18 protein-coding genes are annotated in these 22,191 nt (G+C 74.1%); 9 read left to right on the top strand and 9 right to left on the bottom strand.

Annotated features, from left to right (window positions below):
* Positions 1–153: 153 nt before the first annotated feature.
* The 3 genes from ACVMYR_RS03765 to pdhA are packed head-to-tail and all read right to left on the bottom strand — an operon-like array spanning position 154 to position 3,832.
* On the bottom strand, positions 154–1,659 hold the full coding sequence (locus ACVMYR_RS03765; RefSeq protein ID WP_457121108.1) for a dihydrolipoamide acetyltransferase family protein: 1,506 nt from the start codon (positions 1,657–1,659) through the stop codon (positions 154–156).
* Positions 1,656–2,645 (bottom strand): alpha-ketoacid dehydrogenase subunit beta, encoded by a 990-nt coding sequence (locus ACVMYR_RS03760; protein WP_457121107.1) that lies wholly within the window; start codon positions 2,643–2,645, stop codon positions 1,656–1,658. The genes ACVMYR_RS03765 and ACVMYR_RS03760 overlap by 4 nt, the downstream gene beginning before the upstream one ends.
* Entirely contained in the window at positions 2,645–3,832 is a 1,188-nt protein-coding gene (gene pdhA / locus ACVMYR_RS03755; RefSeq protein ID WP_377587274.1) for a pyruvate dehydrogenase (acetyl-transferring) E1 component subunit alpha, read from the bottom strand. Before pdhA ends, ACVMYR_RS03760 begins: the two co-directional genes overlap by 1 nt.
* Before the next feature lie 511 nt (positions 3,833–4,343).
* Between pdhA and ACVMYR_RS03750 the strand changes: the two genes are divergently transcribed.
* Together ACVMYR_RS03750 and ACVMYR_RS03745 are read left to right on the top strand one after the other, a co-directional pair.
* Positions 4,344–5,255 carry a hypothetical protein gene (locus ACVMYR_RS03750; protein ID WP_457121106.1) on the top strand — a complete coding sequence of 304 codons (912 nt, stop codon included), beginning with the start codon at positions 4,344–4,346 and terminating at the stop codon, positions 5,253–5,255.
* Between the two features lie 211 nt (positions 5,256–5,466).
* Positions 5,467–6,054, top strand: coding sequence for a phosphatase PAP2 family protein (locus ACVMYR_RS03745; RefSeq protein ID WP_144082507.1), 588 nt, complete (start codon positions 5,467–5,469; stop codon positions 6,052–6,054).
* An 84-nt stretch (positions 6,055–6,138) separates the two neighbouring features.
* Here the strand turns inward: ACVMYR_RS03745 and ACVMYR_RS03740 are convergent, their stop codons facing one another.
* Genes ACVMYR_RS03740 through ACVMYR_RS03730 form a run of 3 tightly spaced genes read right to left on the bottom strand, consistent with a single transcriptional unit; the run spans position 6,139 to position 10,956 of the window.
* Entirely contained in the window at positions 6,139–7,359 is a 1,221-nt protein-coding gene (locus ACVMYR_RS03740) for a hypothetical protein (protein WP_457121105.1), read from the bottom strand.
* A gap of 55 nt (positions 7,360–7,414) precedes the next feature.
* Positions 7,415–9,112: a GTPase gene (locus ACVMYR_RS03735; protein ID WP_396789259.1), complete on the bottom strand. Its 1,698-nt coding sequence runs from the start codon at positions 9,110–9,112 to the stop codon at positions 7,415–7,417.
* The gene (locus ACVMYR_RS03730) at positions 9,109–10,956 is read right to left on the bottom strand and encodes an ABC transporter (protein WP_457121104.1); all 1,848 of its coding nucleotides are present in this window, start codon (positions 10,954–10,956) and stop codon (positions 9,109–9,111) included. Before ACVMYR_RS03730 ends, ACVMYR_RS03735 begins: the two co-directional genes overlap by 4 nt.
* A gap of 212 nt (positions 10,957–11,168) precedes the next feature.
* Here ACVMYR_RS03730 and dnaK point away from each other — a divergent pair, with 212 nt between their 5' ends.
* From dnaK to ACVMYR_RS03705, 5 genes are all read left to right on the top strand, one after another.
* Complete coding sequence (dnaK, locus tag ACVMYR_RS03725; protein ID WP_077935467.1) at positions 11,169–13,025, top strand: molecular chaperone DnaK; 1,857 nt, start codon at positions 11,169–11,171, stop codon at positions 13,023–13,025.
* Between the two features lie 47 nt (positions 13,026–13,072).
* The gene (gene grpE / locus ACVMYR_RS03720; protein ID WP_077935468.1) at positions 13,073–13,804 is read left to right on the top strand and encodes a nucleotide exchange factor GrpE; all 732 of its coding nucleotides are present in this window, start codon (positions 13,073–13,075) and stop codon (positions 13,802–13,804) included.
* Between the two features lie 79 nt (positions 13,805–13,883).
* Positions 13,884–15,071 carry a molecular chaperone DnaJ gene (gene dnaJ, locus ACVMYR_RS03715; protein ID WP_043961132.1) on the top strand — a complete coding sequence of 396 codons (1,188 nt, stop codon included), beginning with the start codon at positions 13,884–13,886 and terminating at the stop codon, positions 15,069–15,071.
* 32 nt (positions 15,072–15,103) lie between these two features.
* Complete coding sequence (locus ACVMYR_RS03710) at positions 15,104–15,538, top strand: heat shock protein transcriptional repressor HspR (protein ID WP_043961133.1); 435 nt, start codon at positions 15,104–15,106, stop codon at positions 15,536–15,538.
* A 137-nt stretch (positions 15,539–15,675) separates the two neighbouring features.
* Complete coding sequence (locus ACVMYR_RS03705; RefSeq protein ID WP_077935469.1) at positions 15,676–15,951, top strand: hypothetical protein; 276 nt, start codon at positions 15,676–15,678, stop codon at positions 15,949–15,951.
* A gap of 13 nt (positions 15,952–15,964) precedes the next feature.
* On the opposite strand, the gene ACVMYR_RS03700 is transcribed toward ACVMYR_RS03705, so the two are convergent.
* From ACVMYR_RS03700 to ACVMYR_RS03690, 3 genes are all read right to left on the bottom strand, one after another.
* Complete coding sequence (locus ACVMYR_RS03700) at positions 15,965–16,396, bottom strand: hypothetical protein (RefSeq protein ID WP_074475634.1); 432 nt, start codon at positions 16,394–16,396, stop codon at positions 15,965–15,967.
* Between the two features lie 191 nt (positions 16,397–16,587).
* Positions 16,588–17,796 carry a cation:proton antiporter gene (locus ACVMYR_RS03695; protein ID WP_043961138.1) on the bottom strand — a complete coding sequence of 403 codons (1,209 nt, stop codon included), beginning with the start codon at positions 17,794–17,796 and terminating at the stop codon, positions 16,588–16,590.
* Between the two features lie 7 nt (positions 17,797–17,803).
* A complete protein-coding gene (locus ACVMYR_RS03690) occupies positions 17,804–18,304 on the bottom strand; it encodes a cation:proton antiporter regulatory subunit (RefSeq protein WP_043961139.1) in 501 nt (166 codons plus the stop codon).
* 31 nt (positions 18,305–18,335) lie between these two features.
* Between ACVMYR_RS03690 and ACVMYR_RS03685 the strand changes: the two genes are divergently transcribed.
* Both ACVMYR_RS03685 and clpB read left to right on the top strand, forming a co-directional pair.
* Complete coding sequence (locus ACVMYR_RS03685; protein WP_457121103.1) at positions 18,336–19,427, top strand: WD40/YVTN/BNR-like repeat-containing protein; 1,092 nt, start codon at positions 18,336–18,338, stop codon at positions 19,425–19,427.
* A gap of 131 nt (positions 19,428–19,558) precedes the next feature.
* The gene (clpB, locus tag ACVMYR_RS03680; protein ID WP_074475631.1) at positions 19,559–22,150 is read left to right on the top strand and encodes an ATP-dependent chaperone ClpB; all 2,592 of its coding nucleotides are present in this window, start codon (positions 19,559–19,561) and stop codon (positions 22,148–22,150) included.
* Positions 22,151–22,191: the final 41 nt, after the last annotated feature.

Here is a 22,191-nt window from a genome sequence, read left to right as displayed (position 1 = left end):
AAGTTCCAACGATTAGTAGGTGAGCTGAGACACCTGCCTAAGGATCGTAGGTCAACGGGGTCTGGTGACGGTGCTTTCTTCTTCCAACGGCAACGGCCGGTGTGCCGGGCGTTCACCCGTGGCACACCGGCCGTGGCTGGTGTCGGTTACCCGTCAGGTCCAGGCGAGCAGCGCCGCCTCCGGATCGGCCAGGAAGTCCCCGATGTCGCGGAGGAACTTCGAGCCGAGTTCGCCGTCGATGATCCGGTGATCGAAGGAGAGACCCAGCGTGGTCACCTGACGTGGGCGGACCTTGCCCTTGTGCACCCACGGCATCTCGCGGACCGCGCCGAACGCCAGGATCGCCGACTCGCCCGGGGGCAGGATCGGCGTGCCGGTGTCCACCCCGAACACCCCGACGTTGGTGATCGTCAGCGTGCCGCCGGACATGTCCGCCGGCGAGGTCCGGCCGGCCTTCGCCGTCTGCACCAGGCCGGTCAGCGCGTCCGCCAGCTCACGCAGCGTGAGTCGGCCGGCGTCCTTGATGTTCGGCACGATCAGGCCGCGCTCCGTGGCCGCCGCGATGCCCAGGTTGACGTACTCCTTGACGACGATCTCGTCGCCGGCCCACGTCGAGTTGACCATCGGGTGCCGGCGTACCGCCAGCAGCACCGCCTTGGCGACCAACAGCAGCGGCGAGACCCGCACGTCGCGCCACTCCCGCCGGCCCCGCAGCCGGTCCAGGGCCTTCATCGTCCGGGTCACGTCGACGGTCAGGAACTCCGTCACATGCGGCGCGGTGAAGGCCGAGCGGGACATGTTCTCGGCGGTGAGCCTGCGTACCCCCTTGACCGGGATGCGCTGCTCGCGGTCGGCGCCGAAGGCCGCGGCCGACGTGGCCGGTGCCGCGACCGTCGGCGGCTCGGCCGCCGTCGCGGTCCCGCTCGCCGCCCGCTGTACGTCCTCCCGGGTGATCGAGCCGAGCGGCCCCGACCCGCGCAGCGAGCCGAGGTCCACGCCGAGGTCCTTGGCGAGCTTGCGCACCGGCGGCTTGGCCAGCACCAGCCCGCCGGGCCGCCCGTTGCCGTTCACGGTCGTCGCCGCCGCGACTGCTGCCGCTGCCGTGACCGGTGCCGCCGCGGGGACGGGCGCCGGGGCCGGCGCGGGCGGAACGGAGGCCGCCGGGGTGGCAACCGGCCGCTCCGGGGACGCGCCCTTGCGCGGGCGGCGCTTGGCCGGCGCGTTGCGCGGGCCGTAGCCGACCAGCACGGCGGTGCGCCCGCCCGGCGCCACGCCGCCGATCAGCCCCGGCTCGACCATGCCCTCCTCGGGCGCGATCTCGACGGCGGCCAGGGACGCCGCCGACGGGGTCGGCAGGTCGGCGGCCGGCGCGCCCGTCGTCGACGCCTCGACCGGGCCCGCGCCCGGGTCGGTGTCGATCGCGATGATCGGCGTGCCGACCTCGACCGTGCTCCCCTCCGGGTGGAAGATCGACCGCACCTGGCCGGCCCACTTCGCGGGAATCTCGACGGCCGCCTTCGCCGTCTCCACCTCCACGATCGGCTGGTTCAGCTCGATCGTGTCGCCCTCTTTGACCAGCCAGGCGAGGATCTCGCCCTCGGTCAGCCCCTCGCCCAGGTCGGGCAGGTTGAACTCCTTGATCCGCGACACCCCGCTCACCACCCGAAGGCGCGGTCGACGGCGTCGAGCACCCGGTCGAGGTCCGGCAGGTACTCCTCCTCCACCCGGGACGCCGGGTAGGGGGTGTCGAAGCCGGTCACCCGCAGCACCGGGGCCTCCAGCGAGTAGAAGCACTCCTCGGTGACCCGGGCGGCGATCTCCGCGCCCAGACCCAGGTTGCCCGGGGCCTCGTGCACCACCACGCACCGGCCGGTGCGCCGCACCGACTCGTACACGGCGGTGAGGTCCAGCGGGGAGAGCGTGCGCAGGTCGACGACCTCCAGCTCCCGGCCGTCCTCGGCCGCGGCGGCCGCCGCGTCCAGGCAGGTCCGCACCATCGGCCCGTACGCCAGGACGGTGGCGTCCGTGCCGGCCCGCGCCACCCGGGCCGAGTGCAGCGGGTACGCCGCCGACAGCGGGGCCTCCAGGTCGACCGGGCCCTTCTCCCAGTAGCGCCGCTTCGGCTCCAGGAAGACGATCGGGTCGTCCGAGGCGACCGCCTGCTGGATCATCACGTACGCGTCCTGCGGGTTGGCGCAGGTCACGACCTTCAGGCCGGCGGTGTGCGCGAAGTACGCCTCCGGCGACTCCGAGTGGTGCTCGACCGCGCCGATGCCGCCCCCGTACGGAATGCGGATCACCATCGGGATGCGCACCTTGCCCTGCGAGCGGTAGTGCATCTTCGCCACCTGCGACACGATCTGGTCGTACGCGGGGTAGACGAAGCCGTCGAACTGGATCTCGCAGACCGGGCGGAAGCCGCGGATGGCCAGGCCGACCGCGGTGCCGATGATGCCGGACTCGGCCAGCGGGGTGTCGATCACCCGCTGGTCGCCGAAGTCCTTCTGGAGGCCGTCGGTGATCCGGAACACGCCGCCGAGCTTGCCGACGTCCTCGCCCATGATGACGACCTTCTGGTCGTGCTCCAGGGCCCGGCGCAGGCCGGCGTTGAGGGCCTTGCCGAGGGTGAGCGTCTCCGTGGCCATCAGTGGGCGCTCCCTTCGAACGACTCCAGGTAGCGGCTGAACTGCGCCCGCTGCTCGTCGAGCTCCGGGGACCCGTGCGGGTAGACGTGGTCGAACATCGTCACCGGCTCGGGGTTGGGCATGGCGAGCACCCGCTCGCGCAGGTGCACCGACTCGGCGCGGGCCTGCTCGTCGACCTCGGCGAAGAACGACCCGTCGGCGATCTTCTGCTTCTCCAGGAACGCCTTCATCCGGGCGATCGGGTCCTTGGCCTGCCAGGCCTCGACCTCGCTGGCGATCCGGTAGCGGGTCGGGTCGTCGGAGGTGGTGTGCGCCCCCATCCGGTAGGTGTACGCCTCGATCAGGCTCGGGCCCTGGCCGTGCCGCGCGTTGTCCAGCGCGTGCCGGGTCACCGCGTACGAGGCGAGCACGTCGTTGCCGTCCACCCGTACGCCGGGGAAGCCGAAGCCGCGCGCCCGCTGGTAGAGCGGGACGCGGGTCTGCCGCTCCAGGGGCTCGGAGATGGCGTACTGGTTGTTCTGGCAGAAGAACACCAGCGGGGCGTTGAAGACGCTGGCCCAGACGAACGCCTCGTTCACGTCGCCCTGGCTGGTCGCACCGTCGCCGAAGTAGGCGATCACCGCCTCGCCGTCGTCGCCGCCGGTCTTGCCGTCCATGTGGACGCCCATCGCGTACCCGGTCGCGTGCAGGGTCTGCGCCCCGATGACGATCGTGTACATGTTGAACTTGAACTCGTTCGGGTCCCAGCCGCCCTGGTCGACGCCCCGGAACAGGCCGAGCGGCATGATCGGGTCGATGCCCCGGCAATAGAGCACGCCGTGCTCGCGGTAGGTCGGGAAGGCCATGTCCTGGCTGCGCAGCGCCCGCCCGGAGCCGACCTGTGCCGCCTCCTGGCCGAGCAGGCTGGCCCACAGCCCCAGCTCGCCCTGCCGCTGCAACGCGGTGGCCTCGGCGTCGAGCTTGCGGACCAGCACGAGGTCGCGGTAGAGCCCTCGGTACTCCTCGTCGGTGAAGTCGACGCGGTACTCCGTGCCGTCCGGCCCGAACGCGCTCTCGACACGCTCTCCGGCGGGCGTGAGCAGCTGCACGAGTTCCGGGTCGCCGCCAGCCGTCGCGGCCGTTCGCTTGGCACGGGGTGCGGCTCGCCGGCCGCGGGTGGTGGTGACCCCGGGGTCGCCCTTTGCCATCCGTCTCTCCCTGTCGTGGTCTGCGCCGGCACCGGGGGTGACCCGCTCCGCGCAGTGTGTGCACCCGCCCGGCTGGTGCCGGACTGGTTCCTGGCGGCCGCGCCTAGCCCCGGTGAGGGTTGCCGCGCGGCGTGAGCCGGATTCCGTGCGAACCCGGTTCGGGAGCGCCGGCGTCGTACCGCGCCTGCCGCAGGGTGCGCGGAGGTCGCGGCTGCGTTGCCGTCGTGCCCCAAATGATGGCAGAGGAGGTGAGCGCGCCCACAGTACGCCCGCCCCGGATTCCGGGCGCTGTCGGGTTTGTGGCTGGTGGGGCCCGCTGTCCCCGGAGGATCGTGAGTGACCGGGGCGGGCCGGACAATTTGTGTGTCGACACGCGGTGGCTCCTGGTGAACTGGCCGTCACTGAGTCAAGCTGATGATGCCGGTCGGGCGTTTCATGGGTTTATGCCCGTTTTGGTCCCTGGGGGATCGCCCGTCCCGCATCGATGATCGACGACGGACGAGGAGTGCGCGTGTCCCAGCCAGGTGAGGGTCCCACCGTGCCGCTGCTCGGCCGGCACCGTGCGGCCGGGGGCAGCTACCGTCGGGTCGTCGGGGCGCACCGCGCCCCCGGCTCCGGTGCCCCCGGGCGCGGATACCTCTTCACGGTCGCCCTGCTTGCCGGCACCGCCTCCATGCCGATCCTCGCCGCCATCAGCACCGGGTCGGCCACCGTGGGCAGCACCGCACTCCCCGACAGCAGCACCCCGTTCATCCCCACGCGTTCCGTCGGGCCGGTGATCGTGCCGGCGACCGGCCAGCCCGCGACCGCCCCCTCGACCCCGCCGGGCACGGCCGCGGTGCCGCAGCCCGAGCTGCCCGGTCCGGGCCTTCCGCCGCCCGCGCCCGCGCCGATCGTGCCGGCCGCCTCCGACCGGTCGGATCCCGAGGCGGTCCACCGCCCGCCGCCCCGGGTGCCTACCCTGCCCCCGCCGCCCACCGTGACCCCGACCCCCACCCCGACGCCGCACCCCTCCCCGGCCCCGGCGCCGACCGGGGAACCCATGCCTCCGACCACGCCGCCGACCGAGCCGACGGCGACCCTCTCCGCCTCGGCCCAGGTGCCGAGCCCGTCGTCGGGCACCGAGCCGACCGCGAGCGCGGAGCCCACCGCCGGCCCCGACCCGACGACGACCGGTGGACCAGTCCCCGAGACCGCTTTCACCGCGCCCCAGGTCGCTCCCCCGGCGTTCCCGACCACTCCTGCGGTGTCCCCGGTCGTGCCCACGGCGGTGCCCAGGCCGCCCACACACCGCCGCCCGGCGTCCACCCCGTCCAGCCACCCCAGCCCGACGCCGCAGACTCCGGCCGTGCCGCCGCAGCCCACCACCGGCTCGCCCGTCGGCCCCGCCGTGGGCGACGACCGCCCACCCGCCACCCGGTGAGGCCGGTCACCGCCGGCCGGCCCGGCCCGCGTGACGATGGCCCGGGCACCCGGCCGAGATCGCAGACCGGCGAGCGACGGCCGGGGCCGCAGGTCGGCGAGCGGCGACCGGGGCCGCCCGGCGGTAAGCGGCGACCGGGGCCGCACGGCGGGGAGCGACAGGGCTGAGCAGACCGGATCGTCCCCCAGCGGAAGAAGAGCGCCTCCACGTCATGCCCGGCCCGGGGCTGCGCGCCGCCCGCCTGATCACCGAGCTGACCGCGCCCGCCGTCCTGGTGACCGTGTTGACCATGCTGGTCGGCTGGTTCGGCGGGAACGGCGGCGCGCACGGGCTGGCCTGGGGGCTGCTTGCCACCGTCTTCGCCAGCGGGATTCCGTTCGCGTACATCGTCGGCGGGGTACGCCGCGGGCGACTCACCGACCACCACGTCGGTGTGCGGGAACAGCGCCGGACGCCGCTGCTCTTCGGGCTCGCCTCGGCGGCGGTCGGCTGGGCCCTGCTCGCCGCGTTCGGTGCTCCCCGCCCGCTGCTGGCGCTGGTGGCGGCCGGCGTGGTGGGGCTCGTGGTGGCGGTGACCGTGAGCCACTGGTGGAAGATGTCGATCCACACGGCCGTGGCCGCCGGCGCGGTGGTGGTGCTGGTGCTCACCTTCGGCCCGCCGCTGTTGGCCGCCGTGCCGGTGCCGGTGCTTGCCGGCTGGTCCCGGGTGCGGTTGCGGGCCCACACCCTGCCCCAGGTGCTGATCGGCGGGACGGTCGGCGGGCTGGTGGCCGGAGCCGTCTACGGCGCGCTGACCTGAGCGGACCGCCTGCCGGCCCGGCCAGGCCCTTCGACCAGGGCCGGGCCGAGCCGGGTCAGGCGCCGCGGTCGGGGTCGTGCCGGGTCAGGTCCCGTCGTCGGCGAGGCGGTGCCGGTTCGCCTCGATCCAGGCGTCGAGGGCGGCCGGGTCGTCCGGGTCCACCCCGTCGGCCATCAGCTGGGCCACCGCCGCCGTGGCGGGGCTGCGGCGCTCGCCGGTGGAGTAGAGGCGGGCGAACTCGGGGATCATCTCCTCGACGGCCGTGTCGGTGCGCTCCGCCGCCGCCTGCGGCAGCCCCTTGCGCCGGGCCGCGTAGGCCGCCCAGCCGCGCAGCACCCGGGGCAGCATCGCGGCGTCGTCCATGTCGAGCACGGCCCGTCGGTGCACCCAGTCGAGCAGGAACAGCTCGGCGACCGTGGGACTCCAGCGCAGCGCGTCGGCGTCGGGGAAGCTCGCCGCGTGGTCGAGCAGCAGGCTGAGGCAGAAGTGCAGCGAGGCCAGCCCCGCGTCGTCGGACGGGTCGAGGTCGTAGCGGGCGGCCTCGGGCGAGGCGAGGAACGCCCGGACCAGTTCCGTGCGCTGGTCGCCGGAGAGGGGCTCGGCGTCCCGGGTGGCCCCGGCGGTCGGCGGGGGCAGCAGCGCCAGCCGGGCACCGGCCAGCGCCCGGTCGGTGGCGAGGGACCCTTCGGCGGGCAGCTCGCCCAGGTCGTCGGTGACGGCCAGGTGCCGGCCGACCTCGCCGTGCATCCGGGCCGGGTCCTCCTCCCGGAACCACGTCAGCTCGTCGCCGTCGACCATCTCCCGGACCTGCTCGACGATGCGTCCCGCCGGGCCGCCCACGAAGACGTCCTTGGTGATGCCGATGTTGTGGTCGACCAGGGCCACCAGCGCGTGCTCGGGGCCGCCTGCCGCGTCGTCGTAGGCGAACGTGGCGAGGTAGGAGGTCTGGTCGCCGTACACGTCGCCGTAGCTCCAGGTGCCGGTGAGGTGCACCCGCCCGAGGTGCGCGGACCAGGCCGGGGCCTGGGTGCCGGGGTTGACCTTCGCCGCGCCCTCGGCGTCGGGCACCAGGGCGGCGAAGACGGAGCGGATGGTCCTCGCCGCCGCCGTGCGGCGGCGGGAGGTGGCGGCGAGGAAGCCCGTGACGAACTCCCGGACGGCCGCCTCCCGGTCGGTCTCCGCGACCGAGTAGACGCTGCCGAGCAGCGCCGCGCCGAGCATCTCGGCATCGAGAGCGGTGTCGAGCCTGGTCACGTCGCGTGCGGCGTGCAGCACCGCGTCGTAGGGGGTCTGAGGCGTGGCCATGCGTCGACCCTACGCCCGCCGACGGTCCCCGAACAGCGAAGAAAGACGCCGGTCGTCAGCGGCGGGCGGCGTCCCGCAGCGCCTGCCATGCCTGCCCGTGGCGGGCCAGCACCGCCCGCACCGGCTCCACCACGTGCTCCTGCCCGACCGCGCCGACGGCGAGGGTGAGCCGCTTCTCGGCCCGGCCGCGCGCCCGGCGGGCCGCCCACCGCACCACGGGCCTGGTCGACGCGGCCACCAACAGCCCGGCGAGCAGGCCGCCGAGCAGCAGCACGGTGGGCAGCGGTGCCTCACCGACGCGCGGATAGTCCAGGGCGGGCAGGCCGAGCGCGCGCAGCGCGTAGCCGAGCGCGAGCCAGCCGAGGCCGGCCACGGCCGCGAGGGTGACCAGCCACTGCATCCCGCCGACGATCCGCCACCAGGCGGGCCGGTGGTCCAGCCCGAGGTCGGTCTGCGCCACCGCGCGGTCCAGGGCGTCCGGGAGGTCACCGAGCCGGGACCGGGCGGCCGTGGTCACGGCGGTCGCCCACGGGTCGGGCAGGTCGGTGCCGGCGCGGTCGGCCACCGCCCGCACGGCCAGCCCCAGCGCCGAGCGCTGCGCGGCGCTCGGTTCGGGTACGGAGGTCGCGGCGACCGGGCTTTCCGCCGGCTCACCGGCGTCGCCGCCGCCGGTGGGCGGGCCGGGCAGGTGCAGCCGGCGCAGCGGGTCGGGGCGCAGCCGCCGCCAGCCGCGCACCAGCGGCCAGCCGGTGCTCGCGGCGGCCCGGTGCCGGTAGGCCCCCTCGACCGCCTCCGCCACCGCCGGCACCCCGGCCGCGCCGGCCAGCGCCCGGGTCAGCCCCGAGGAGGGGCCGGTGTCCGGCACGTCGGTCGGGGGCTCGGCGGCGACCAGTTCCGCCAGCCCGGCGACGACCGTGTCGACGTCGCCGGCGAGGCGGCGCAGGGCGGCCTGCCGCTCGGCGACGGTGCGCTCCAGCGTGGCCCGCAGCTCGGTGATCCCGTTCGGGTCGACGGCGGTGGTGGTCAGCAGCGGCACCCCGCCCAGCTCGTCGGCGTCGAGGAGCCGGCGCAGGTCGGCCAGGACGCGGGGCAGCTCGGCCGGGGGCAGCCGGTCGGCCTGGTTGAGCACGACCAGTGTCACGTCCCGGTGCCGGTGGAACTCGCGCAGGTAGCTGGTGTGGACCACCCGGTCGGCGTACTTCTGCGGGTCGACGACCCAGATCACCAGGTCGACCAGGCCGAGCAGCCGGTCGACCTCCAGCCGGTGCGACCGCTGCACCGAGTCGAAGTCGGGCAGGTCGAGCAGGACGAGCCCGTGCAGGGCCGACTCGTCGTCGCCGTCGAGCGCGCTCTCCCGGACGAACCGGTGCCGGGGCAGCACGCCGGTCCAGTCGAGCAGCCGGGTCGCGCCGTCGAGCGGGCCCCAGACGCAGGCGTGCGCCACGCCGGTGGTGGGGCGGCGCACCCCGACCGGGGACAACTCGAACCGGGCGAGCGCGTTGAACAGGCTCGACTTGCCGCTGCCGGTGGCACCGGCGAGGGCGACGACGGTGTGGTCGCGGGAGAGCGCGAGCCGCGTGCCGGCCCGTTCGACGAGGGTGTGCGCGGGCACGAGCTGGGTGTCCGGGAGCTGGCCGTCGGCCGCTTCGAGGAACCGCCGGACGGCCGCCAGGCGGGCGATCAGCGCGTCCGGGTCGACCCGCTGGTCGCCGCGCAGCGCCTCGCGCACCCGGCCGACGAGGTTCGGGGTCACCGCGCTCCGCCTTCCGGGGCCAGGGCCGGGGGCAGGGCCGCCGCGCCGGCCGCCATGAGGCCGCTGCGGTGCCGGGCCTGCTCGACCTGCTCGGCCGCCGTCCGCAGGGCGTCTCCGGCGTCCGCCGCCGGCCGGGCGGTCGCCGTGCGGGACAGGAACCGGGTGGCTTCGGTGTCGAGCAGCTCGCGGACCCGCGCGAGCAGGTCGCCCCGGGCCTTCGCGGCCAGCGTACGCACGGCCTGGTCGCCGAAGATCGCCTGGAGTACGGCCTGCCCGGCGACCGTGGTGCCGGCCCCCGTGGCGACCTCCAGCCCGGTCGGGATGAACGCGGTCGAGGCGAACACGGCGATCATCACGGCCAGCCCGGTGGCGTTGACCGCGTACGCGGCGGTGCGGGCGACGAACCGCCGGTCGGCGCCCTCGGACCGGACCAGCTCCAGCACCCCGCGCTGCCAGTCGCGGACCAGGCGTTCGGCGCGGTCGGGGAAGTCGGTGCCCGGGTGGGCGAGCGGCGGGTCGAGCAGGGCCGCCCCGGCGGGGTGTGCCCGCCACCCGGTGTAGGCGTTCTCGGCCGCCTCGGCGGCGACCCCGCGCAGCAGCGTGACGAGCTGCGACTCGATGGCGTCGCGCAGCTCGGTGGCGGGGGCGGGCCGGCCGGTCACCGCCGCCAGGAGCCGGTCCCGCAGCCGGCCGATCCGCGCCTCCAGGGTGCGGAAGAACTCACCGGTGCCGACGAACTCCTGCCAGCGGGCGAGCACCTCGCCGCGCAGCAGCCGGCCGTCGCGCAGCCCCTGCTCCACGACGCGTTCGGCCCCCTGGTAGGCGGCGACGACCCGGTCGTCGAGGGCGTCGGCGGCGGCCCCCTGCTCGTCGGCGGCGTCGGCCAGGCCCGCGACGGCCGGGACCAGCGCGGCCAGCGCGCCGTCGAGGGTCTGCCGGACGACGGCGGCGCGCGCCCCGGCGTCGGCGGCGAGCCGGGAGAACCAGCTCCCCAACGGGTCGGTGACCTTGTCGGGCAGCAGGCCCTGGCCGTCGACCCAGGTCTCCGGGAGGACGAACAGGGGTGCCGCGCCGAGGCCCTGCTCGGCGAGCATCTCGGCCAGGTGGGCGGCGACCTCGTCGGTGGCCTCCGCCGGCACCCGGTCGAGCACCATGGCGATCACCACCCCCCGGGCCCGGGCGGTGTGCAGCAGCTCCCAGGGGACCGCGTCGGCGTAGCGGGCGGCGGTGGTGACGAAGAGCCAGAGGTCGGCGGCGGCGAGGAGCTGGCCGGCGAGCGCGCGGTTGGCGTCGACCACGGAGTCGATGTCGGGGGCGTCGAGGAAGGCCAGCCCGGCGGGGAGCGCCGGGGCGGTGACGAGCTGGAGGGTGCCCGGATCCTCGCTCGGCTCGTTGGTGCGGGTGAGGCCGGGCAGCAGCTCGCCCTGGCGGAACCACCCGGAGTCGGCGGGGTTGCAGACGAGCACCGGGGAGCGGGTGGTCGGCCGGAGCACCCCGGCGGCGCTGACCCGGGCCTGGACGAGGCTGTTGACCAGCGTCGACTTGCCGGCCCCGGTGGAGCCGCCGACGACCACGAGCAGCGGCGCGTCGAGCCGGGCGAGCCGGGGCAGGAGATAGTCGTCGAGCTGCGCGGTGAGGCTCGCGCCGATCTGTCGGGCTGCCTCGGCCGAGGGCAGGGCGAGCGGAAACCGGGCCGCGCCGATCGCGGCCCGCAGGGCGGTGAGCGCGGCGGGCAGGTCGTCCCCGGAAGGGCCGGACGGGTCCTCCCCGGCATCCCCCGTGCCGGTACGGGCGGCGACGGCGGGCGAACCGGTTCCGATGGCGGGATCGCCGTGCGTCGTCACCGCTAAAGCGTGCCCGACCAACGCAAGGTAAGACAACCGGGCTCCCCCGAACGCGAGGTTGCGTCGGGTCGGCTCAACTCGACTTGACGATCGCCGTACCCGTGGCACTATTGAGTCAAGTTCACTCAACTTGTGGCGAGCGAGCGGCGGGACAACCCCCGCCACCTGCTCCGACGCGAGAAGCCTCCAACGTAAGAAGCGAGGAAGCGAAGATGGCACGTGCGGTCGGTATCGACCTCGGCACGACGAACTCCTGCGTCAGCGTTCTCGAGGGCGGTGAGCCCACCGTCATCGCGAACGCTGAGGGCTCGCGGACGACCCCGTCGATCGTCGCGTTCGCCCGCAACGGGGAGGTCCTCGTCGGCGAGGTCGCCAAGCGCCAGGCGGTGACGAACCCGGACCGGACCATCCGGTCGGTCAAGCGGGAGATCGGCACCAACTGGACCGTCGACATCGACGGCAAGAAGTACACCCCGCAGGAGATCTCGGCCCGGACGCTGATGAAGCTCAAGCGGGACGCGGAGGCGTACCTGGGCGAGCAGATCACCGACGCGGTGATCACCGTCCCGGCCTACTTCAACGACGGCCAGCGTCAGGCCACCAAGGAGGCCGGCGAGATCGCCGGCTTCAACGTGCTGCGGATCGTGAACGAGCCGACCGCGGCGGCCCTGGCGTACGGGCTGGACAAGGGCTCCAAGGAGCAGACCGTCCTGGTCTTCGACCTCGGCGGCGGCACCTTCGACGTGTCGCTGCTGGAGCTGGCCGAGGGCGTCGTCGAGGTCAAGTCGACCAGCGGCGACAACCAGCTCGGCGGCGACGACTGGGACCAGCGGATCATCGACCACCTGGTGAAGACCTTCCGGGGCGAGCACGGCATCGACCTGGCCCAGGACAAGATGGCCCTCCAGCGGCTGCGCGAGGCGGCCGAGAAGGCCAAGATCGAGCTGTCGGCGGCCACCACCACCAACATCAACCTGCCGTACATCACGGCCGGCTCCGCCGGCCCGCTGCACCTGGACGTGACGCTCAGCCGCGCCGAGTTCCAGCGGATGACGCAGGACCTGCTGGACCGCTGCAAGGGCCCGTTCGAGCAGGCCGTCAAGGACGCCGGGATCAAGGTCGCCGACGTCGACCACGTCATCCTCGTCGGCGGCTCCACCCGGATGCCGGCCGTCACCGACCTGGTCAAGCAGCTCACCGGCCGGGACCCGAACAAGGGCGTCAACCCCGACGAGGTCGTCGCCGTCGGCGCGGCCCTGCAGGCCGGCGTGCTCAAGGGCGAGGTCAAGGACGTCCTGCTGCTCGACGTGACCCCGCTGAGCCTGGGCATCGAGACCAAGGGCGGCATCTTCACCAAGCTCATCGAGCGCAACACCACCATCCCGACCAAGCGCTCCGAGGTCTTCACCACGGCCGACGACAACCAGCCGTCGGTGCTGATCCAGGTGTTCCAGGGCGAGCGGGAGATCGCGGCCTACAACAAGAAGCTCGGCACCTTCGAGCTGACCGGCCTCCCGCCCGCGCCGCGCGGCGTGCCGCAGATCGAGGTCACGTTCGACATCGACGCCAACGGCATCGTGAACGTGCACGCGAAGGACCTGGGCACCGGCAAGGAGCAGAAGATGACGATCACCGGCGGCTCCTCGCTGCCGAAGGACGACATCGAGCGGATGCGCCGCGACGCCGAGGAGCACGCCGACGACGACAAGCGCCGCCGCGAGGAGGCGGAGACCCGCAACGTCGCCGAGGCGCTCCAGTGGCAGACCGAGAAGTTCCTCGCCGAGAGCGGCGACAAGCTGCCGGGCGAGAACCGGGAGCAGCTCAACGAGGCGCTCGGCGAGCTGCGCGGCGCGCTCGGCGGCCAGGACATCGACAAGATCAAGGCGGCCCACGAGAAGCTCGCGCAGGTCTCCCAGCAGGCCGGCTCGCTGCTCTACGCGTCCCAGCAGGCCGAGCAGGGCGAGCAGCCGGGGGCGGCCGGCCCGGGTGCCGGCGCGACCGGTGGCGCCAAGGCCGGCGGCGCCGACGACGTGGTCGACGCGGAGATCGTGGACGAGGACAAGAAGTGACGATCCGCCTCGGACACGTATCGACGGCCAAGGGATGAGGTAACCGCATGACGGAGAAGCCACGAGCCGCCGACCCGGTGGAGTCCGGGTCGACGCCGGGTGGCTCCGCGACCGCCGAAGAGCAGCCGCGGGTCGTCATCCGTGACAACCGCAAGATCAGTAAGTCCGAGGTGCCCGCCGCGGCCGACGCCGGGGCCGACACCCCGGCGGAGGGCCTGGTCGAGGACGCCGAGATCGTGGTCGACGAGATCGAGGTCGAGGCCGCGTCGGTGGACGGGCCGCCCGTCGTCGACGCCCCGGCCCAGCCGGTCGAGGGCGCTGCGCCGCCCGCCGGCCCGCCGCTCGGCGCGGAGCTGGAGGCGCTGCGGGCCGAGCTGGACGAGCGGACCCGAGACCTGCAACGGGTGACGGCGGAGTACGCCAACTACCGCAAGCGGGTGGACCGGGACCGCAGCCTCGTCCAGGAGCAGGCGACCGGTTCGGTGCTCGCCGCACTGCTGCCGATCCTCGACGACCTGGACCGCGCCCGCGAGCACGGCGACCTGGTGGGCCCGTTCGGCACCGTCGCCGAGCAGCTCACCACCGCGCTGGGCAAGTTCGGCCTGTCGGCGTTCGGCGAGCAGGGCGACCCGTTCGACCCGACCCGGCACGAGGCGGTGGCCCACCAGAGGTCCGCCGACGTGACCGAGCCGACCTGCGTGCAGGTCATGCGCCGGGGCTACCAGCTCGGCGAGCGGCTGCTGCGGCCGGCCATGGTCGCGGTCGCCGACCCGGAGTAGTGCCGACCCGTGTCGTCCCGTCCGTCCGCACCGGGCGGACGGGACGTCCGGGGTACGTCCCGTGGAAGGGGGTGGACCGGTGAGTACCAAGGACTGGATCGAGAAGGACTACTACGCCACGCTGGGCGTGCAGAAGTCCGCCTCCTCGGACGAGATCAAGAAGTCGTACCGGAAACTGGCCCGGGAGTCGCACCCGGACCACAACCCGGGCGACTCCGGTGCCGAGGAGCGGTTCAAGGCCGTCTCCGAGGCGTACGCGGTGCTCGGCGACGAGGCCAAGCGCCGCGAGTACGACGAGATGCGCTCGCTGTTCGGCTCGGGTCAGTTCCGGCGCAACGCCCGAGGGCCGGGCGGCCCCGGCGGGCAGCCGTTCGACGTGTCCGACCTGTTCGGCGGCGCGGCGGGCGGCGGTGACCGGCGCTTCGGCGGGGCCGGCTTCCAGGACCTGTTCAGCTCGATCTTCTCCGGTGGCGGCGGTGCCGGCGGCCCGGCCCGCGCGCGCGGCCCGGCGAAGGGCCGGGACATCGAGACCGAGGTGGCGCTCGACTTCGGCGACGCGGTACGCGGGGTCACCCTCCCGCTGACCCTGCGCGCGCCGGGGATCTGCGACACGTGCGCCGGCAGCGGGGCGAAGCCGGGCACCTCGCCGGTGACCTGCCAGGTCTGCCACGGTGCCGGGGTGACCAACCGCAACCAGGGGTCGTTCAGCTTCTCCGAGCCGTGCCGCAACTGCCAGGGCGTGGGGACGGTCGTCGAGGAGAAGTGCCCGGAGTGCCACGGCACCGGCGGGGTCACCAAGACCCGCACGCTGAACGTCCGCTTCCCCGCCGGGGTGGCCGACGGCCAGCGGATCCGGCTGAACGGGCGCGGCGAGCCGGGCGAGCGCGGCGGCCCGGCCGGTGACCTGTACGTGCACGTGAAGGTGCGGCCGGACGAGTTGTTCGGGCGTACCGGGGACGACCTGACCCTGACCGTGCCGATCACCTTCCCGGAGGCCGTGCTCGGCACGGACCTGCGGGTGCCCACGCTCGACGGCACGGTGACCCTGCGGGTCCCGCCGGGCACGCCCAGCGGCCGGGTGCTGCGCGCCCGGGGCAAGGGCGTCGTGCGCCGCGACGGAAAGGCCGGTGACCTCCTGGTCACCCTCGACGTGGTGGTCCCGGCCGGGGTGTCCGACGAGGCGCGGGCGGCGCTGGAGGCGTTCGCCGAGCAGACCCCGCCGGCCGCCCGGGAACATCTCGACGCCCGGGTGCGTCGGTTCAGTTGAGCCTGCTGGAGTGTGTGCGGAGGTGAGCGGGGATGGCGGGAGAGCACGTCGGCTCGGGTGACCCTGCCTACGAGGCCAAGGTGCTGATGATCTCGGTCGCGGCGCGGATGGCGGGGATGCACCCCCAGACCCTGCGCCAGTACGACCGGCTCGGCCTGGTGCAGGCCGGCCGGGCGGCCGGCGGCGGGCGCCGCTACAGCGTCCGGGACGTGGTGCTGCTGCGCGAGGTGCAGCGGCTCAGCCAGGACGAGGGGGTCAACCTCGCCGGGGTCAAGCGGATCATCGGCCTGGAACGCCTGCTGGAGCAGGCCCAGCAGCGGATCGCGCGGCTGGAGGCCGAGCTGGACGCCGCGTACCGGCGGGTGGCGGAGCTGGAGTCCCTCGCCCGGTTCCCGGGCAGCGACCTGGTGCCGACCAACCGCACCTCCACCGCCCTGGTGGTCTGGCGTCCCCGGCGCGACCGCTGACCCGCCGCTCACCCCGCCGGAGCATCGTCGGCCCGGTCCGCTTCCCGGAACCCCGGCGCGGGCCGGGCCGGCTCCACTAACCTGCGAATCAGGCCGGCCCGCACGATCCGGGCCCACCGCGCTGGCGAGGGGGAGCCATGTCGGAACAGGCCAAGAAGGTGGCGCAGCAGGCGGAGGAGCGGCTCGACCGGGTCGCCAAGTCCGCCCGGCAGCGGTTCGACAAGATCACCGAGGGCCGGTTCACGGATAAGGTCCGGGAGGGCCGGTTCGCCGACCGGGGCGACCACGGCACCGACCGGGGCCGGGCCGACCAGGGCTCCGGGCAGGCCGACCGGCGCTCCGGGCAGGATGCGCGGGACGCGCGCGGCGGGCGGGACCAGCGCGGCGAGGGGCGCGGCGGGACGGCCGCCTGAGGCGGCCCCGGCGTCAGCCGATGCGGCGGTTCTCGCGGACCAGGCCGCCCTCGCACCAGTCCCGGTAGACGAACAGGTGGGGGCGCGCCAGCAGCACGCGGCTGTTGTGCGCCCACGTCCGCATCATCTCGTCGCCGGTCCGCTCCGACTGCTCGACCAGCTTGCGGAAGCGGCGCTTCGGGTGGGCGCGGAAGTTCGTCCGGATGCCGTCGGCGGCATAGATGTAGAGGCAGTGCAGCGCGAACCGGCGGGCCGGGCAGGCCGGGTCCATCGCCAACTCGAAGAGCGTCTGCACCAGGTGGTCCCCGGAGACCAGCAGGTCCCAGTCCGGCGGCATCGACGTCAACGGCACCGAATCGGGGTGGTACGCCCACGCCCGCAACTCCGCCGGGGACGGGTCGACGGGGTTGGCGAAGCCGTGGAACGTCGAGTCCTGCACGCTCACCGGCCAACCTTCCGCTCGCGCCCGAGGGCGACCGACCGGCCTCCCACGGACCCTTGCTGCTGGGGCGAAACGGTAACCCGGTCCGCCGACCAGGGGGAAGGGGCTCCCAGCACAATTCGGCATCCGATGGACGCGGGGCGGGGCCGGCCGTACGGCCGACCCCGCCCCGGCGGGCGAAACTGAGCGTCGGCTCAGTCGGTGGTGACCAGCGGCTCGGCGCGTTGGGCGACGGCCCGCTGGCGCAGCCACACCTTGAACCAGGCGAAGTCGGGCAGCCGTGCCAGCATCGGCCCGGTCACCACCGTGATCAGCACGTACGCCGTGGCCAACGCGGCCAGCTTCGGCTCGACGCTGCCGGCGGCCACGGCGAGCCCGGCGATGACGATGGAGAACTCGCCGCGCGGCACGAGGGCCAGCCCGGCCCGCCACCGGCCGGGTTCCTTGATCCCCACCCGCCGGGCGGCCAGGTATCCGGTCAGCGTCTTCGTCCCCATCGTGACCACGGCCAGCGCGAGCGCCGGCAGCAGCACGGGCGGGATGTCCCGGGGGTCGGTGACCAGGCCGAAGAAGACGAAGAACACCGCGGCGAACAGGTCCCGCAGCGGGGAGAGCATCTCGGTGGCGTGGTGCGCCACGGGGCCGGACAGCGCGATGCCGACGAGGAACGCGCCGACCGCCGCCGACACCTGGAGCTTCGCCGCGATGCCGGCGACCAGCAGGGTGAGCCCGAGCACGCCGAGCAGCAGCGCCTCCGGGTCCTTCGCCGACAGGGCGGAGGAGATCAGGTGGCCGTACCGGATCGCCACCACCAGCACCAGCACGACGGTGCCGACGGCGACGCCGAGCGCGATGCCGCCGCCGAGCAGGCCGGTGCCGGCCAGCACGGCGGTGAGCAGCGGCAGGTAGAGCGCCATCGCCAGGTCCTCGATGACCAGCACCGACAGGACCACCGGGGTCTCCCGGTTACCGAGCCGGCCCAGGTCGGCCAGCACCTTGGCGATCACGCCGGAGGAGGAGACCCAGGTGATGCCGGCCAGCACGATCGCGGCCACCCAGTCCCAGCCGAGCAGGAAGGCGAAGGCCGCGCCGGGCAGCGCGTTGAACACGCCGTCGATCAGGCCGGCGGGAGCCGCCGAGCGCAGGTTGCCGACGAGTTCGCCGGCCGAGTATTCCAGGCCGAGCATGACCAGCAGCAGGATCACGCCGATCTCCGCGCCGACGGCGAAGAACTCCTCGCTGGCGGTCAGCGGCAGCACGCCGCCGTGGCCGAAGACGAGCCCGGCGAGCAGGTAGAGGGGAATGGGGGAGAGGCCGATCCGCCGCCCGAGCCGCCCCAGCAGCCCGAGCAGGAACAGCAGCGCACCGACCTCGATGAGCAATATTGTGGTTTCCTCGTGCATCCGCGCCTCAGCCGTCCGGGTCGCTGTCGGCGAGGATGGCGGTCACGCCGTCGAGCCCCTTGCGGGTGCCGACCACGACCACCACGTCACCGGCGTCGAAGCGGAAGGCCGGGTCGGGCGAGACGATCACCTCGCCCTGGCGCAGCACCGCGACGATCGAGGCGCTGGTCCGGGTGCGGGCCTTCGTGTCGCCGAGCCGCCGGTGGACGTACTTGGAGCCGGCAGGGATGGCGATCTGCTCGGTGAGCAGCCCGGCCGCCTGCTCGCGCAGCCCGGAGAGCTGGCCGAGCATCAGCGACGCGCCGAGGATGTCCGCGAGCGCCTCCGCCTCGTCGTCTGTCAGCGGTATGTCGTGCTGGCAGGAATCGGGATCATCGGGGTCATAGAGGACAAGGTCACGGCGGCCATTGCGGTGGGAAACCACACCGAGCCGGCGTCCGGATTCCGTCAACAGGTCGTGACGCATTCCGATCCCGGGTAGGGCAGTCTGTTCGACACGTACTCGCACGGCGTCAGGCTACCGGTTGGGGGGTAGGCCGATGACTCGTCGGTTCGGCCGCAGAATGGTCGCGCTGCTGCTCGCGCCCCTGCTGACCGGCTGTTCGATCGGCGACGTCCGTCGCCCGCCGCCGGACCGCACCGCGCCGTCGCCCCGACCGACCGTGATCGAGCCGTCGCCGTCGCCCCCGGCCCCCGCCGTCGAGTTGCGCGACGTCCGGGTCCCGGTCGGCAAGGGGTACGAGCGCCCGTACGTCGAGTTCGTCACCGCCGAGCAGGCGTACGCCCTCTTCGCCAGCTGCCCTGCGGAGCGGGACTGCCCCGCGGTGCTCTACGCCACAGTCGACGGCGGCCGGTCCTGGCGGCGGCTCGTCCTCCCCCGCGTCGTTGCCGAGAACCCGCAGCTCTACGCCGTCCCCGGCGTGCTGATGCTGCTCGCCGAGCCGCACGGCCGGTACACCTCGACCGACGGCGGGCGCACCTTCGCGCACACGAACGGGGACCAGGAGCCCGTCGCCTGGCGGGCCGCCCAGGGCCGGTTCCAGATCGACTACCCCACCGGTCGGGTGGTCCGCTGGGCGGGGCTGCGGGCGACACCCCTGCCCGCCAAGCCGCCCGTGCCGGCGCCGCACGGCGTCGTCGAGGCCCGCGGCCTGCTGGTGGTGGCCGGCGTCGACGGCGGGAAGCCGTACGCGGCGGTCTCGACGGACCGGGGGCGCACCTGGCAGCCGACCCCCGTGCCGGCGCCCGACGGCGAGGTCGGGGTGGTGCGGCCGATGGTCGGGCCGGACGGCGAGGCGCGGCTGGTCGGCTGGCCGCCGGACCGGAGCGGCTTCCCGGCGCTCTGGCGGTATCTGGGCCGGTGGGTGGCGGTGCCCGCCGCGGGGCATCCCGCGCGGGCGGACTCCGTGGTGCCGCTGACCACCGGCCGGTTCGCCGTCAACGGCCCGGACGGCGCGGGCGTGGTGGCCGACGGACGGTACGACCGGCTCGACTGGCCGGTCGCCCCCAAGCACTACCTGACCCTGCTGGCCGACGGCACGCTGGTGGGCCGTGCCCCCGACGAGGTGTTGCTGGCCACCGGGCCGGTCGGCAACCGCCGCTGGGTGCGCGTGGTGCTGGCCCCGGCCTGACCGGCCGCGCCGTCCCGCGCCCGCCGCCCGGCCGACTCTTGAGTGACGCAGGTCACAGTCGCAAGGTTGAGCGGAATAGGCTCAACTCTGGTTGTGTCCTTCCTAGTGGACACGCCGATCCGGGGGAGCCCATGAACACGGAACGTCTCACCACCAAGAGCCGCGAAACCATCACCGGTGCCGTCGCGCTGGCGAACCAGCGCGGTCACGCCACCGTGGAGCCCTGGCACCTGCTGCTGTCGCTGCTGGACACCGAGGGGTCGACCGCCGCCGGCCTGCTGCGCGCCGCCGGGGCCGACCCCGCCGAGCTGCGCCGGGCCGCCCAGCGCGCCGTCGACGCCCTGCCGGCCGCCCGGGGCTCCAGCATCGCCGAGCCCACGCTGGCCCGCGAGTTCGTCAACGCCATCGGCGCCGCCGAGCAGATCGCCCGGCCGCTCGGCGACGAATACACCTCGACCGAGCACCTGCTCGCCGGCCTGGCCCGGGTGGGCGGCGCGGTCGCCACCGCGCTGCGCAACGCCGGCGCGACCGAGGAGAGTCTGGTCGCCGCGTTCCCGACCGTCCGGGGCGGGGACCGGCGGGTCACCACCGCCGACCCGGAGCAGACCTACCAGGCCCTGGCCAAGTACGGCGTCGACCTGACCGCCAGCGCCCGCGACGGCAAGATCGACCCCGTGATCGGCCGGGACTCCGAGATCCGCCGCGTCATCCAGGTGCTGTCCCGGCGTACCAAGAACAACCCGGTGCTGATCGGCGAGCCCGGCGTCGGCAAGACCGCGATCGTCGAGGGCCTCGCCCAGCGGATCGTGGCCGGCGACGTGCCCGAGTCGCTGCGCGACAAGAAGCTGGTCTCCCTCGACCTCGGCGCGATGGTGGCCGGCGCACAATACCGGGGCCAGTTCGAGGAGCGCCTCAAGTCCGTGCTGGAGGAGATCAAGAACTCCAACGGCCAGGTCATCACCTTCCTCGACGAGCTGCACACCGTCGTCGGCGCGGGCAAGGGCGAGGGCTCGATGGACGCCGGCAACATGCTCAAGCCGATGCTCGCGCGCGGCGAACTGCGGATGGTCGGCGCGACCACCCTCGACGAATACCGCGAGCACATCGAGAAGGACCCGGCCCTGGAGCGCCGCTTCCAGCCGGTGCTGGTCGGCGAGCCGACCATCGAGGACACCATCGGCATCCTGCGCGGGCTCAAGGAGCGCTACGAGGTGCACCACGGCGTACGCATCACCGACGCCGCGCTGGTCGCCGCCGCCGCCCTCTCCGACCGCTACATCACCGACCGGTTCCTGCCGGACAAGGCGATCGACCTGGTCGACGAGTCGGCGTCCCGGCTGCGCATGGAGATCGACTCCCGGCCGGTCGAGGTCGACGAGATCGAGCGGGCCGTGCGCCGGCTGGAGATCGAGGAGATGGCGCTGGCCAAGGAGCCCGACGCCGCCTCCGCCGAGCGCCTCGACCGGCTGCGCAAGGAGCTGGCCGACAAGCGCGAGCAGCTCACCGCCCTCTCCGAGCGCTGGCAGACGGAGAAGAGCCACATCACCAAGCTCTCCACCGCCAAGGAGGAGCTGGAGCGGCTCGGCGGCGAGGCCGAGCGGGCCGAGCGCGACGGCGAGCTGGAGCGGGCCGCCGAGCTGCGCTACGGGCGCATCCCCGCACTCAAGGCCGACCTGGCGAAGGCCGAGGAGGAGCTGGCCCGGCTCCAGGCCGACGGCGCGATGCTCAAGGAGGAGGTCGGCGCGGACGACATCGCCGCCGTGGTCGCCTCCTGGACGGGCATCCCCGCCGGCCGGCTCCTCGAAGGCGAGACCGCCAAGCTGCTGCGGATGGAGGAGTCGCTGGGCGCGCGCGTGGTCGGCCAGGCCGAGGCCGTCTCGGCCGTCTCCGACGCGGTGCGCCGCGCCCGGGCCGGCGTCGCCGACCCGGACCGCCCCACCGGCAGCTTCCTCTTCCTCGGCCCGACCGGCGTCGGCAAGACCGAGCTGGCCAAGGCGCTCGCCGAGTTCCTCTTCGACGACGAGCGGGCCATGGTCCGCATCGACATGAGCGAGTACGGCGAGAAGCACTCCGTCGCCCGGCTCGTCGGTGCCCCGCCCGGCTACGTCGGCTACGAGGAGGGCGGCCAGCTCACCGAGGCGGTGCGCCGCCGGCCGTACTCGGTGATCCTGCTCGACGAGGTCGAGAAGGCCCACCCCGACGTCTTCGACGTGCTGCTCCAGGTGCTCGACGACGGTCGGCTCACCGACGGCCAGGGGCGCACGGTGGACTTCCGCAACGCGATCCTGATCCTCACCTCCAACCTCGGGTCGTCGGTTATCAGCGACCTGACGTTGGCCGAGGAGCAGCGCCGGGAGGGCGTCCTCGCGGTGGTCCGGTCGCACTTCAAGCCGGAGTTCCTCAACCGGCTCGACGACATCGTGGTCTTCGCCGCGCTGCTGGGCGACGACCTGCGGGCCATCGTCGACATCCAGCTCGACCGGATGCGGAAGCGACTCGCCGACCGCCGGCTGACCCTGGACGTCAGCGAGGCCGCCCGGGGGTGGCTCGCCGAGCACGGGTACGACCCGATCTACGGTGCCCGCCCGCTGCGCCGGCTGGTGCAGTCGGCCATCGGCGACCAGCTCGCCCGGGCGCTGCTCTCCGGCGCGATCCGCGACGGCGACACGGTCCAGGTCGACCTGGCCGACGGCAAGGACGGGCTGACGGTCGCCGCGGCCTGACCCGCTGGCGTGGATGTTAATAGGGGCCCCCTGTACAACGT

This window comes from Micromonospora sp. PTRAS2, from assembly GCF_054052245.1.
Note: the sequence above shows the minus strand (reverse complement) of the source record. Positions and strands in the feature narration are given on the sequence as shown.